At 61.1% G+C, this 12,596-nt stretch carries 8 protein-coding genes and 1 pseudogene; 6 read left to right on the forward strand and 3 right to left on the reverse strand.

What is annotated here, in order from left to right; all coding sequences use genetic code 11:
* The first annotated feature begins 29 nt into the window (after window positions 1-29).
* Window positions 30-1,256: a multifunctional CCA addition/repair protein gene (locus ACZ5M5_RS27925; protein WP_464738256.1), complete on the forward strand. Its 1,227-nt coding sequence runs from the start codon at window positions 30-32 to the stop codon at window positions 1,254-1,256.
* Between the two features lie 149 nt (window positions 1,257-1,405).
* On the opposite strand, the gene folK is transcribed toward ACZ5M5_RS27925, so the two are convergent.
* Together folK and folB are read right to left on the reverse strand one after the other, a co-directional pair.
* Window positions 1,406-1,924, reverse strand: a complete 519-nt coding sequence (gene folK, locus ACZ5M5_RS27930; RefSeq protein WP_060740353.1) for a 2-amino-4-hydroxy-6-hydroxymethyldihydropteridine diphosphokinase — start codon at window positions 1,922-1,924, stop codon at window positions 1,406-1,408.
* Complete coding sequence (folB, locus tag ACZ5M5_RS27935; RefSeq protein ID WP_060740352.1) at window positions 1,915-2,268, reverse strand: dihydroneopterin aldolase; 354 nt, start codon at window positions 2,266-2,268, stop codon at window positions 1,915-1,917. The genes folK and folB overlap by 10 nt, the downstream gene beginning before the upstream one ends.
* Before the next feature lie 74 nt (window positions 2,269-2,342).
* Here folB and plsY point away from each other — a divergent pair, with 74 nt between their 5' ends.
* A complete protein-coding gene (gene plsY / locus ACZ5M5_RS27940; protein ID WP_060740351.1) occupies window positions 2,343-2,912 on the forward strand; it encodes a glycerol-3-phosphate 1-O-acyltransferase PlsY in 570 nt (189 codons plus the stop codon).
* 8 nt (window positions 2,913-2,920) lie between these two features.
* Here the strand turns inward: plsY and tsaD are convergent, their stop codons facing one another.
* Complete coding sequence (gene tsaD / locus ACZ5M5_RS27945) at window positions 2,921-3,946, reverse strand: tRNA (adenosine(37)-N6)-threonylcarbamoyltransferase complex transferase subunit TsaD (protein WP_103308207.1); 1,026 nt, start codon at window positions 3,944-3,946, stop codon at window positions 2,921-2,923.
* Between the two features lie 199 nt (window positions 3,947-4,145).
* Here tsaD and rpsU point away from each other — a divergent pair, with 199 nt between their 5' ends.
* The 4 genes and pseudogenes from rpsU to ACZ5M5_RS27965 all read left to right on the forward strand — a co-directional run bounded on the left by rpsU (window position 4,146) and on the right by ACZ5M5_RS27965 (window position 12,582).
* Window positions 4,146-4,361 (forward strand): 30S ribosomal protein S21, encoded by a 216-nt coding sequence (gene rpsU, locus ACZ5M5_RS27950; RefSeq protein WP_002551877.1) that lies wholly within the window; start codon window positions 4,146-4,148, stop codon window positions 4,359-4,361.
* Between the two features lie 478 nt (window positions 4,362-4,839).
* On the forward strand, window positions 4,840-6,798 hold the full coding sequence (gene dnaG, locus ACZ5M5_RS27955) for a DNA primase (RefSeq protein WP_464738257.1): 1,959 nt from the start codon (window positions 4,840-4,842) through the stop codon (window positions 6,796-6,798).
* 67 nt (window positions 6,799-6,865) lie between these two features.
* Window positions 6,866-8,713, forward strand: a complete 1,848-nt coding sequence (rpoD, locus tag ACZ5M5_RS27960) for an RNA polymerase sigma factor RpoD (protein WP_060740348.1) — start codon at window positions 6,866-6,868, stop codon at window positions 8,711-8,713.
* Window positions 8,714-8,839: 126 nt separating this feature from the next.
* Window positions 8,840-12,582: pseudogene (locus ACZ5M5_RS27965) on the forward strand (bifunctional diguanylate cyclase/phosphodiesterase).
* Window positions 12,583-12,596 lie beyond the last annotated feature (14 nt).

Raw genomic sequence — 12,596 nt, forward strand, 5'->3', positions numbered from 1 at the left:
TTATCCTGTCGGACCAACGGAGGTTTTTTATGCAGATCTATAAAGTTGGCGGCGCCGTACGCGATCGCCTGCTGGGCATTCCCATCACCGACGTCGATCGGGTCGTCGTGGGAGCCACCGCCGAGGAAATGCTCGCCAAGGGTTTTCGCCCCGTGGGGGCCGACTTTCCGGTATTCCTCGACCCGAAGACCGGCGAGGAATACGCCCTCGCCCGCACCGAGCGCAAGAGCGGTCGGGGCTATGGCGGCTTCGTGTTCCATGCCAGCCCTGAAGTCACTCTGGAAGAAGACCTGGTCCGCCGGGACTTGACCATCAACGCCATGGCTGAAGATGACCATGGCAACTTGACCGATCCGTACCACGGCCAACGCGATCTCGAAGCCCGGGTGCTGCGTCACGTTTCCCCCGCTTTCACCGAAGATCCGCTCCGAGTTCTGCGGGTTGCCCGCTTTGCCGCGCGTTATGCGCCGCTGGGTTTCAAGGTGGCGGGCGAAACCCTTGAGCTGATGCGCCAGCTCAGCGAGTCCGGCGAACTGGAGGCGTTGACGGCCGAGCGCAGCTGGAAAGAAATTTCCCGCGCCCTCATGGAAAAGCAACCACAGGTATTTATCCAGGTCTTGCGCGACTGCACGGCCCTCAAGGTCTTGATGCCCGAAGTCGACGCGCTGTTCGGCGTGCCACAACCTGAAGCCCATCACCCGGAAATCGATACCGGCGTCCATACCCTGAGCGTGTTGGAACAGGCGGCACTGCATCAACAGCCGTTGACGGTCCGCTGGGCCTGCCTGCTCCATGACCTGGGTAAAGGCCTGACGCCCCAGCACGAATGGCCGCGACACATCGCCCATGAGCACACGGGCTTGAAGCTGATCAAAGTCGTAAACGAGCGCTTCAAGGCGCCGCGCGACTGTCAGGAACTGGCGTTATTGGTGGGCCAGTACCATACCCATGGTCATCGCGCGCTTGAACTGAAGGCATCTACCCTGCTTGAACTGCTACAAAGTTTTGATGTGTACCGTCGGCCCCAGCGCTTCGAGGAATTCATTGCGGCCTGCGAGATGGACGCGCGCGGGCGCAAGGGGCTTGAGCAGCGAAGTTATCCACAGGCTGATTATCTGCGGGGCGCTGCGGCAGCGGCCCGCGCGGTGGCGGTGCAGCCTTTGCTGGAAAAAGGCTTCAAGGGGCCGGAGCTGGGTGAGGCGATCAAGCGTGAGCGGCTCAAGGCGTTAAAAAGCTACAAAGAAGCGGCGAGCTGACGGGAGGTCGTGTCAGTTTGTATTTTGCTGGATGTTCCGCCGTCATCGCGAGCAAGCTCGCTCCCACAGTGACTCTCAGTGGACACATGTCTTGTGTTCGACTGAAATCCTCTGTGGGAGCGAGCTTGCTCGCGATGGCGGCAGGCGCCTCACAGCAGGCTGGACGGCGTAAGCTGCTGGCCGCGCCACTCGAAAGCCACCGGCGCCAGCACCTGGTCGATCTGCGACTCTTCCCACAACGTGGCGAAGCTTTTGCCCACTCCTGGGTGAACCCGATCCGGCGCGATCAACGACAAAGGCCACAGGACGAAGGCGTTCTTGAGGATTTCCGTACGTGGCAGGATCAGCCCGTCGAAGTTGCCGACCTGTTCGCCATACAACAACACGTCGATATCCAGTGGCAGCCCCTTGCGGTCCGGCGCATAGCGACCGTTGTCCGCCTCGATGAACTTGAGGCGACGATCCAACTCCATCAGCGGCAGGTCCGTGAAGGCCGAGACGACAAAATTGAAGAACGGCCCGCTCTTGATCCCCACCGGCTGGCTCTCGAACACGGCCGAACAGCGCATGTCCACGAGAAAACCGGCCAAGGCCTCAAGACCGGCGCGCAAATGGGTTTCGCGCTCGATATTGCTGCCGAGCCCGAGAAAAACCTGAGTCAGCGACATCCGCGCTCGATCTCCACGCCAACGCCGCTGGCCGCCGGTACGGCGCCAGGCTTGGTCACCTTCAGACGCATCCAGGTGATCTTGAACTCGTCCATCAGCTCCTGGGCCAGTCGTTCGGCGAAGGTCTCGACCAACTGGAACTGCGCTTGTTCGGCAAACGCCTGGATGCGCGACGACACGCTGGCATAGTCGAGTGCCAGGGTCAGGTCGTCGCCCGCGGCGGCCGGGCGGTTGTCCCAGGCGAAGCTCAGGTCAAGCCGCAGGCACTGTCGGATACCTCGCTCCCAGTCGTAGGCACCGATTACCGTGTCGACTTCCAGGCCCTCGATAAACACTCTGTCCAAGCACTCTTCTCCGCAGCACGACAAGGGCGCGATGCCCCGTTAGAATCAGGGCGTCCTCGCCCGGAATAGTTAGCATGTTTTGGTTACTGGCGATTCTCGCCTACCTGCTCGGCTCGCTGTCCTTCGCCATTTTGCTCAGCCGCCTGACCGGTCGCCCGGATCCGCGAATGAGTGGCTCAGGCAATGCCGGCGCCACCAACATGCTGCGCCTGGCCGGACGCAAACTCGCCATCCTGACCCTGCTGGGCGACCTCTGCAAAGGCCTTGTCCCGGTATTGATCGCCAGCCTTGCAGGGCTCTCGTTGCAGCAACAGGCCTGGATCGGCGTCTGCGCCGTCATCGGCCACTTGTTCCCACTGTACTTCCGTTTCCGTGGCGGCAAGGGTGTCGCCACCGCCGCCGGCATGCTGCTGGGCCTGTACCCGCCCGCCGCCCTGCTGGCTGTCTGTGCCTGGCTGCTGACGTTCTACCTGACCCGCACCAGCTCCCTGGCCGCGCTGATCGCCACGCCGTTGACCCTGCCATTGCTGGCCTGGCAGGAACCGGCGGCCTTGCTGCCAATGACCGTGCTGGTTGCACTGATCGTCTGGCGCCACCGAGGCAATCTACGCGACCTGTTCGCCGGGCGCGAACGGCATTTTTAAATACCGTTTCACAGAGGTGCCAACTGCTCCATGGGCCAGCGCGCCTGCACACTGATTGCCAGGCTTTCCTGCTGACCGGCCTGCAAACGCTGGCAGCCGGCAAAAGCAATCATTGCGCCGTTATCTGTGCAGAACTCCGGCCGGGCGTAGTAAACGTCGCCCTTCATGTCTCCGAGCATTTTCTCCAGCGATGTGCGCAAGGCCTTGTTCGCACTCACGCCCCCGGCGATCACCAGGCGCTTGAGGCCGGCCTGTTTCAGGGCACGCTTGCACTTGATGGTCAAAGTCTCCACCACGGCCTGCTGGAACGCCAGCGAGATGTCGCAACGGGCTTGCTCACTGTCGTCCCCGGCGCTGACACACTGCTGCCAGGTGTTCAGGGCGAAAGTCTTCAGCCCACTGAAACTGAAATCCAGGCCGGGGCGGTCGCACATCGGCCGCGGGAACACGAAGCGCCCATCGACCCCTTGGTTTGCAAGCCGGGAAATTTCCGGCCCACCGGGATAATTGAGCCCCATCATTTTTGCAGTCTTGTCGAATGCTTCGCCGGCGGCATCGTCGAGGGTTTCGCCGAGCAGCTCGTATTGGCCGATGCCATCGACCCGGATGAGCTGTGTATGGCCACCCGATACCAACAAAGCGACGAACGGGAATTGTGGCGGTTGCGCCTCCAGCATCGGCGCCAGCAAGTGGCCTTCCATGTGATGCACGCCCAGGGCTGGAATATCCCAGGCAAAGGCCAGCGCCTGGGCACAGGAAGCGCCCACCAGCAACGCGCCCACCAGGCCCGGGCCGGCAGTGTAGGCGATGCCGTCGATCTCGGTCGGCATGCAGCCGGCTTCGGCCAGGACCTGGCGGATCAAGGGCAGCATGCGCTTGACGTGATCGCGGGAGGCAAGTTCGGGCACTACCCCGCCGTAGGCGCGGTGCAGGTCGATCTGGCTGAACAGCGCATCGGCCAGCAGGCCGCGCTCACTGTCGTAAAGTGCGACACCGGTTTCATCGCAGGAGGTTTCTAATCCCAGTACTAGCATGGGTTTGCGCCTTGTAGAGGCTGAATTCGAAGGCGCGCATAATAGTCGCCGCGTTGTGCCCCGACCAGCGGTTTTCGATCAGAGGCTTTGCATTCCGAGCGTTGAGGGGTTAACATCCGCAACCCTTAAAAACCGACGTCTTCAAGTGCTCTTTTGCCGCGAGGATGTTGACCCCGGTAATGAATGAAGGTAGCTCTGGATGCCAGCCGTCAAAGTAAAAGAGAACGAACCCTTCGACGTAGCTCTGCGTCGTTTCAAGCGCTCCTGCGAAAAAGCCGGTGTTCTGGCTGAAGTTCGTAGCCGCGAATTCTACGAGAAGCCGACTTCTGAGCGTAAGCGCAAGGCAGCAGCCGCTGTTAAGCGTCACGCCAAGAAAGTTCAGCGCGAACAGCGCCGCGCCGTACGTCTGTACTAATACACAGACGTCCGTAGCAAGCTTCTGCCAAGCCCGGCCTTCAAGCCGGGCTTATGGCATTTGCGGAATAACGCTTGATGCTTCACCGTCAAAGCCGCAGACGCGACCAAGACAACCGTTTCACCGCGTCAGACCTGGCTCTTTTGCCAGCGGTGCACGTCTTTCCTGACGAGCCTTCCAAGGCTACCGACGAGCACACCCTGATTCCTCTAACGACGATCAGCCCAAGGCACCTGCCTGCGTGCCCGCTTCATGAGCTATCCGAGGCCTGACCGGCCGTTACCGGACTCAGCGCAACACATTCAAACAGTCGAATACTGATAGTTATTAACGTCAGTGGATTATCGGCAGATACACTTCCCGACAGCGATGATGCAGACGACCCGGTCGAGCCACCGATTCAGCGTGCCTCAAACCCAGACCCGGTTACGCCTGCCGATTTCGGGTCCATATTTCGCGCAGTGATGATGAGAACGCCATGGCCGGGCTGATTCCCCAGAGCTTTATTGACGACCTCCTGAACCGCACCGACATCGTCGACGTGGTCAGCTCTCGCCTGCAAATGAAGAAAGCAGGCAAGAACTACACGGCCTGCTGCCCGTTTCACAAAGAGAAAACGCCCTCTTTCAGCGTCAGCCCCGACAAGCAGTTCTACTATTGCTTCGGTTGCGGCGCGGGCGGCAATGCCCTCGGCTTCATCATGGACCACGACAACCTGGACTTCCCCCAGGCCGTCGAAGAACTGGCCAAAGCCGCCGGCATGGAAATTCCCCGCGAGGAAAGCGGTCGACCGCACAAGCCGCGCCAACCGACCGACTCACCGCTCTACCCACTACTGACGGCGGCGGCCGATTTCTATCGCCAGGCCCTCAAGAGCCACCCGGCGCGCAAGGCCGCGGTGGATTACCTCAAGGGCCGCGGCCTGACTGGCGAAATCGCCCGGGATTTCGGCCTCGGCTTCGCCCCGCCCGGCTGGGACAACCTGTACAAGCATCTAAGCAGCGACACGCTGCAGCAGCGCGCCATGATCGACGCAGGCCTGCTGATCGAAAACGCCGAAACCGGCAAGCGCTACGACCGCTTCCGCGACAGGGTCATGTTTCCGATCCGCGACACACGCGGGCGGATCATCGCCTTTGGCGGCCGAGTGCTGGGCGATGACAAGCCGAAGTACCTGAACTCCCCGGAAACCCCAGTGTTCCATAAGGGCCAGGAACTCTACGGCCTGTACGAAGCGCGCAAGAACAACCGCAACCTCGACGAAATCATCGTCGTCGAGGGCTACATGGACGTGATAGCCCTGGCCCAGCAAGGCCTGCGCAATGCCGTCGCGACCCTGGGCACGGCCACCAGCGAAGAGCATATGAAGCGCCTGTTTCGCGTCGTGCCCAACGTGCTGTTCTGCTTCGACGGCGACCAGGCCGGTCGCAACGCTGCCTGGCGCGCACTGGAGTCCACCTTGCCGTGCCTGCAGGACGGCCGGCGGGCACGCTTCCTGTTCCTGCCCGAGGGCGAGGACCCGGACACCCTGGTGCGCTCCGAAGGCACCGACGCGTTCCGTGCGCGGATCAACCAGCACGCACAACCGTTGGCCGACTATTTTTTCCAGCAGTTGACCGAAGAAGCCGATCCACGCTCCCTCGAAGGCAAGGCCCACATGGCCACCCTCGCGGCGCCGCTGATCGACAAGGTGCCCGGTGCCAATCTGCGCACGCTCATGCGCCAGCGCCTCACCGAGATCACCGGCCTCAACAGCGAAGCGGTCAATCAACTGGTGCACAGCGCCCCCCAGGAGGCGCCGCCGGCGTATGACCCGGGCATCGATTACGACGCGATGCCGGATTTCGCCGACTATCATCAACCCCAGCAGGATTACGCCCCCCAGCAGGAATGGACGCCGAAAAAACCCGGCAGCGGCGGCAAGAAATGGGACAAGAAACCCTGGGACAAGAACGGCAAGCGCGGCGATCGCGACCAGCCACGTGCCCCGCGCGTGCCGGCCGCCGTCGAACCCCCAACACTGGCCGCTTTGCGCACCTTGCTGCATCACCCGCAACTGGCGGAAAAAGTAGAGGACGCAGGGCACTTCGCCGCCGAGGACCACAGCAATACGCAATTGCTGGTCGCTCTCCTTGAAGCCGTGCAGAAGAACCCCAAGCTAAACTCTTTCCAGTTGATCGCACGGTGGCACGGTACCGAGCAGGGACGCCTCTTGAAGGCCTTGGCCGAGAAGGAATGGCTGATTGATGGAGACAACCTTGAACAACAGTTTTTCGACACCATTACTAGCTTGTCCGCCCGCCAACGCGAGCGAAACCTGGAACAACTTCTGCGAAAAGCTCGCCAGAGCGAGTTGACCAGCGAAGAGAAAAACCAATTGCGCGACTTACTCAGCCGCAATGTTTGCGCATCAAACCCGACCTCAACTGGCGCGTGAGGTCACAGCTCAGGTATAATCCTCGGCTTGTTTTTTGCCCGCCAAGACCTTCAGTGGATAGGGTGTTATGTCCGGAAAAGCGCAACAGCAGTCTCGTATCAAAGAGTTGATCCTATTGGGTCGTGAGCAGGGCTACCTGACTTACGCGGAGGTCAACGACCACCTGCCGGAGGATATTTCAGATCCGGAACAGGTGGAAGACATCATCCGCATGATCAACGACATGGGGATCAACGTATTCGAGGTTGCTCCAGATAAGGATGCCCTTATGCTGGCCGACGCCGATACCGACGAGGCGGCCGCTGAAGAAGCGGCCGCAGCGTTGGCAGCGGTCGAGACCGACATTGGTCGCACCACGGACCCCGTGCGCATGTACATGCGTGAAATGGGTACGGTAGAGCTCCTCACACGTGAAGGCGAAATCGAAATCGCCAAGCGTATTGAAGAAGGCATCCGTGAAGTGATGGGCGCAATTGCGCACTTCCCTGGCACGGTTGACCATATTCTCTCCGAGTACACCCGCGTCACCACCGAAGGTGGCCGCCTGTCCGACGTCCTGAGCGGCTATATCGACCCGGATGACGGCATTGCGCCGCCTGCCGCCGAAGTGCCGCCGCCGATCGATGCGAAAGCCGTCAAGGCCGACGACGACACCGATGACGACGACGCCGAAGCGAGCGACGACGAGGAAGAAGCCGAAAGCGGTCCGGATCCGGTCATCGCCGCACAGCGTTTCGGCGCTGTCGCCGACCAGATGGAAATCACCCGCAAGGCGCTGAAGAAGCACGGCCGCAACAACAAGCAGGCGATTGCCGAGTTGTTGGCGCTGGCCGAGTTGTTCATGCCGATCAAACTGGTGCCGAAGCAATTCGAAGGCCTGGTTGAGCGTGTTCGCAGTGCCCTGGATCGCTTGCGTCAGCAAGAGCGCGCAATCATGCAGCTTTGCGTGCGTGATGCCCGCATGCCACGTGCTGATTTCCTGCGCCAGTTCCCGGGCAACGAAGTCGACGAAAGCTGGACCGATGCACTGGCCAAGGGCAAGAGCAAATACGCCGAAGCCATTGCCCGCCTGCAGCCGGACATCATTCGTTGCCAGCAGAAGCTCAGTGCGCTGGAGGCCGAGACCGGCCTGAGCATCGCCGAGATCAAGGACATCAACCGTCGCATGTCGATCGGCGAGGCCAAGGCCCGTCGCGCGAAGAAAGAGATGGTCGAAGCGAACTTGCGTCTGGTGATCTCCATCGCCAAGAAGTACACCAACCGCGGCCTGCAATTCCTCGACCTGATCCAGGAAGGCAACATCGGCCTGATGAAGGCGGTGGACAAGTTCGAATACCGTCGCGGCTACAAGTTCTCGACTTATGCCACCTGGTGGATCCGTCAGGCGATCACTCGCTCGATCGCCGACCAGGCCCGCACCATCCGTATCCCGGTGCACATGATCGAGACGATCAACAAGCTCAACCGCATTTCCCGGCAGATGCTGCAGGAAATGGGTCGCGAACCGACGCCGGAAGAGCTGGGCGAACGCATGGAAATGCCTGAGGACAAGATCCGCAAGGTATTGAAGATCGCCAAAGAGCCGATCTCCATGGAAACCCCGATCGGCGATGACGAAGACTCCCATCTGGGGGACTTCATCGAAGACTCCACCATGCAGTCTCCGATCGATGTCGCCACTGTCGAGAGTCTCAAGGAAGCGACTCGCGAAGTACTCTCCGGCCTCACTGCCCGTGAAGCCAAGGTACTGCGCATGCGCTTCGGCATCGACATGAATACCGACCACACCCTTGAGGAAGTCGGTAAGCAGTTCGATGTAACCCGCGAGCGGATTCGTCAGATCGAAGCCAAGGCGTTGCGCAAACTGCGCCACCCGACGCGAAGCGAGCATCTGCGCTCCTTCCTCGACGAGTGACCTTCAAAACCCCCGGCCCTGCCGGGGGTTTTGTTATGCGCAAATAAAATCCCCTTCGTTACGCTCCTCCCCCCCTGTTGCCCGTCTACACTCGAAACATCCTCCCCAAGCCATGACGAGACAGTGATGCCCAGACTGACGGCCGCGCTTTTGCTGTCATTGATCACCTGGACCGCAACAGCTGGCGCGTTGACGCTCACCGATGAGGAGCTCCGCTGGCTCAAGGACCACCCCGACCTGCGCCTGGGTGTCGACGCCTCATGGCCGCCGTTTGAGTTTCGCGACGATCAAGGCCGCTATCAGGGCCTGGCCGCCGACTACATCGAGATCATCCGTGAACGGTTGGCCGTCAGGCTCACGCCCGTCGAGCCGGCCAGCTGGACTGCCGTACTGGAACAGGTCGGACAGGGCAAGATCGACCTATTGCCTGGCATCATGTCCACTCCGGAGCGCCAGAATTACCTGGCATTTACCCGCCCCTACCTGGATTTCCCCATTGTCATCCTGGCCCATTACGGTGGCGCCCAGCCTCACAGCCTCAAGGAACTGTATGGGCTGAAAATCGCCGTGGTGGAGAACTACGCGCCTCATGAATTGCTGCGCAACCATCATCCCGACCTGAACCTGGTGGCGCTGCCTAACGTCAGTTCAGCCCTGCAAGCACTGGCGACCGATGAAGTGGACGCGGTGGTGGGCGATCTCGCTTCCAGTGTCTGGAGCCTGCGCCAGCTCAAGCTCGAAGGCCTTTATGTCAGCGGGGAAACGCCTTATCGCTATCAATTGGCAATGGCCGTCCCTCGAGACAACAAGGTATTGGTGGGCATCCTGGACAAAGTCCTGGCAGACATGAGCCCGGCCGAGGTCGCCGAGATCCAGCAGAAGTGGATCGGCAATGTGCACGACTATGGCCAGCTCTGGTCAGATTTACTGTTTTACGGCCTGCCTGCGCTGCTGCTCCTGGTCGGCATACTGGCGGTGGTGATTCGCATCAATCGCCGGCTCAGCTCGGAAATCGCCCGTCGGGTGGAGCTTGAGCAGGAGCTGCGCAGCAGCGAATACCATTACCGTGGGCTGGTGGAGAGCCTGTCGGCCATTGCCTGGGAGGCAAGGGTCAGCGATTTCACCTACAGCTACGTGTCGCCTCACGCCGAAGACCTGTTGGGCTATCCCCTCTCCCATTGGCTGGTCCCGGGCTTCTGGCGCAACATCATTCATCCGGCCGACCTGATCCGCGCCCAGACCTATTGCGACCATGAAGTGCTGGCGGGTCGCGATCACTGCATCGATTACCGGGTCATCACGGCCGATGGTCGCTGCCTGTGGGTGCGCGACATTGTCAGCCTGATCGAACACGGGCACGAGCCGCTGATGCGCGGATTGATGATCGATATCAGCGAAGCCAAGCGCACCGAGGAAGCGCTGCGTCTTTCGGAGCAGAAATTTGCCTCGGTGTTCCGCCAGTGTCCGGACATCCTGGTGATAGCACGGCTGTTGGACGGTTGCCTGCTGGAGGTCAACAAGGCGTTCGAAGAGCAGATCGGCCTGAGTGCCGCAGAAGTGGTGGGGCACAACGCAACCGAACTGAATATCTGGGGCATCCAGGGCGTGGGGCCGAGCCTGTTGCAGCGTTTGCAGGCCGGCAGCATTCGCAACCTGGAAATGCCCTTTCGTCGCAGCAACGGCCAGGTATTCACCGGGCTGATCTCCGCTGAACCCTTCGACCTCGACACGACGCCAGCCCTGGTCGTGGTGGTGCGGGACATCAGCCAGCTCAAGGAAACCCAGCAGCAATTGCAGACCTCCGAAGAGAAGTTCGCCAAGGCGTTCCACGCCTCGCCCGATGGACTGCTGCTGTCCCGGCAAAGCGATGGCCTGCTGATCGAGGTCAACGAAGGGTTCAGCCGCATTACCGGCTTCAACAGCGCCCTGTCGGTGGACCGCTCTACCCTGGACCTGGGCATCTGGGTCAATCTCAACGAACGCAAGCAGATGCTCGACCTGTTGCAACGGGACGGCTTCGTGAAGGATTTCAGCTGCCATATCCGCCGCAACGACGGACAGATCCGGCTCTGCGAAGTGTCCAGCCGCCCCCTGCCCATCGGCAACGAAGACTGCATGCTGACCATCGCCCGGGACATCACCGAGCGCCACCTGATGCAGGAAAAACTGCAACAGGCCGCCACCGTGTTCGAAAGCACTGCCGAAGGCGTGCTGATCACCGATACGCAACAGCACATCAGCGCCGTGAACCGAGCCTTCACCGAAATCACCGGCTACAGCGAAACCGAAGCCTTGGGCCATACGCCTCGGTTGTTGGCTTCCGGCCTGCATGACAGCGCGTTTTACGCCGCGATGTGGCACCAGTTGACCGCGGAGGGACACTGGCAGGGAGAGATCTCCAACCGACGCAAGAACGGCGAGCTGTACCCCAGTTGGCTGACCATCAGCGCGGTGCGCAATCGGGGCCGACAGATCACCCATTTCGTCGCGGTCTTCGCCGATATCTCCAGCCTCAAGCACGCCCAGGCCCGGCTCGACTACCAGGCTCACCACGACCCGCTGACGGGCCTGCCCAATCGCACGCTGTTCGAAAGCCGCTTGCTGGCGGCGCTCAACGGCCAGCAGGAAAACGGCGGCCAGGGTGCTGTGCTGTTCCTGGACCTGGACCGCTTCAAGCACATCAATGACAGCCTCGGGCACCCGGTCGGCGACCTGCTGCTCAAGGGCATTGCCGTGCGCTTGCGCGAGCAGCTGCGCGACATCGACACCGTGGCGCGCCTGGGCGGCGACGAATTCATTATCCTGCTGCCAGGCCTGCAACAGCCCAGCGATGCCGAGCACATCGCCCAGAAACTGTTGAACTGCTTTACCGCACCGTTCCAGGCCGGCGAGCACGAGTTTTTCATCAGCGCCAGCATCGGCACCAGCCTCTACCCCCAGGACGGCTGCGACGTCGCCACGCTGGTCAAGAATGCCGACGCGGCGATGTACCGCTCCAAGGCCAAGGGACGTAACCGGGTGGAAAGCTACACCCGCGACCTCACCGCCCAGGCGAGCGAGCGCGTGGCCCTGGAACACGAACTGCGCCGAGCGATTGAACGCAACGAGCTGTCACTGTCCTTCCAACCGAAAATCAGCCTCGCCGACAACCGACTGGTGGGGGCGAGGCGCTGATTCGCTGGTATCACCCGACATTTGGCGACGTTCCCCCCGAACATTTCATCCCGTTGGCGGAAGAAAACGGCATGATCCTGCAAATTGGCGACTGGGTACTGGAACGCGCCTGCCGGCAACTGTGCGAATGGAACAGCACCTACGAAAGCCTTGGCTCCCTGTCGGTCAACCTGGCCGGCGCCCAACTGCGCCAGCCCAACCTGCTGGGGCGTATCGAACAACTGCTGCGCGAACACCAGCTCCGGCCCGACTTATTGCAACTGGAAATTACCGAGAACTTCATCATGAGCCAGGCCGAAGAGGCCCTGACGGTGCTGCACCAGTTGAAGAACCTCGGTGTGCAACTGGCCATCGACGACTTCGGCACGGGCTATTCCTCCCTGAGCTACCTCAAGCGCCTGCCGCTGGACATCCTCAAGATCGACCAGTCCTTCGTCCGCGGCCTGCCCGACGACCCACACGATGCGGCCATCGTGCGGGCAATCATCGCCCTGGGCCGCAGCATGCAATTCACCATCATCGCCGAGGGCGTCGAAACCCTGGCCCAGCAGCAATTCCTGGCCGAAGAAGGTTGCGAACAGATCCAGGGCTACATCGTCAGCCTGCCCCTGTGCGCCGACGAGTTTGCCGCAACGTTTCTTCGTGTGAGCGTATCGGATTTTTCGGATAGCACAGCCGAGAAACCGTCGCTATAATCCGCGGCCTACTG

The sequence above is a fragment of the Pseudomonas sp. Van50 genome, assembly GCF_055390755.1.

Coding starts and splice junctions, on each gene's coding strand:
- ACZ5M5_RS27925 (WP_464738256.1), top strand. CDS start 30: ATGCAGATCTATAAAGTTGGCGGCGCCGTACGCGATCGCCTGCTGGGC.
- folK (WP_060740353.1), bottom strand. CDS start 1,924: ATGTCGCTGACTCAGGTTTTTCTCGGGCTCGGCAGCAATATCGAGCGC.
- plsY (WP_060740351.1), top strand. CDS start 2,343: ATGTTTTGGTTACTGGCGATTCTCGCCTACCTGCTCGGCTCGCTGTCC.
- tsaD (WP_103308207.1), bottom strand. CDS start 3,946: ATGCTAGTACTGGGATTAGAAACCTCCTGCGATGAAACCGGTGTCGCA.
- rpsU (WP_002551877.1), top strand. CDS start 4,146: ATGCCAGCCGTCAAAGTAAAAGAGAACGAACCCTTCGACGTAGCTCTG.
- dnaG (WP_464738257.1), top strand. CDS start 4,840: ATGGCCGGGCTGATTCCCCAGAGCTTTATTGACGACCTCCTGAACCGC.
- rpoD (WP_060740348.1), top strand. CDS start 6,866: ATGTCCGGAAAAGCGCAACAGCAGTCTCGTATCAAAGAGTTGATCCTA.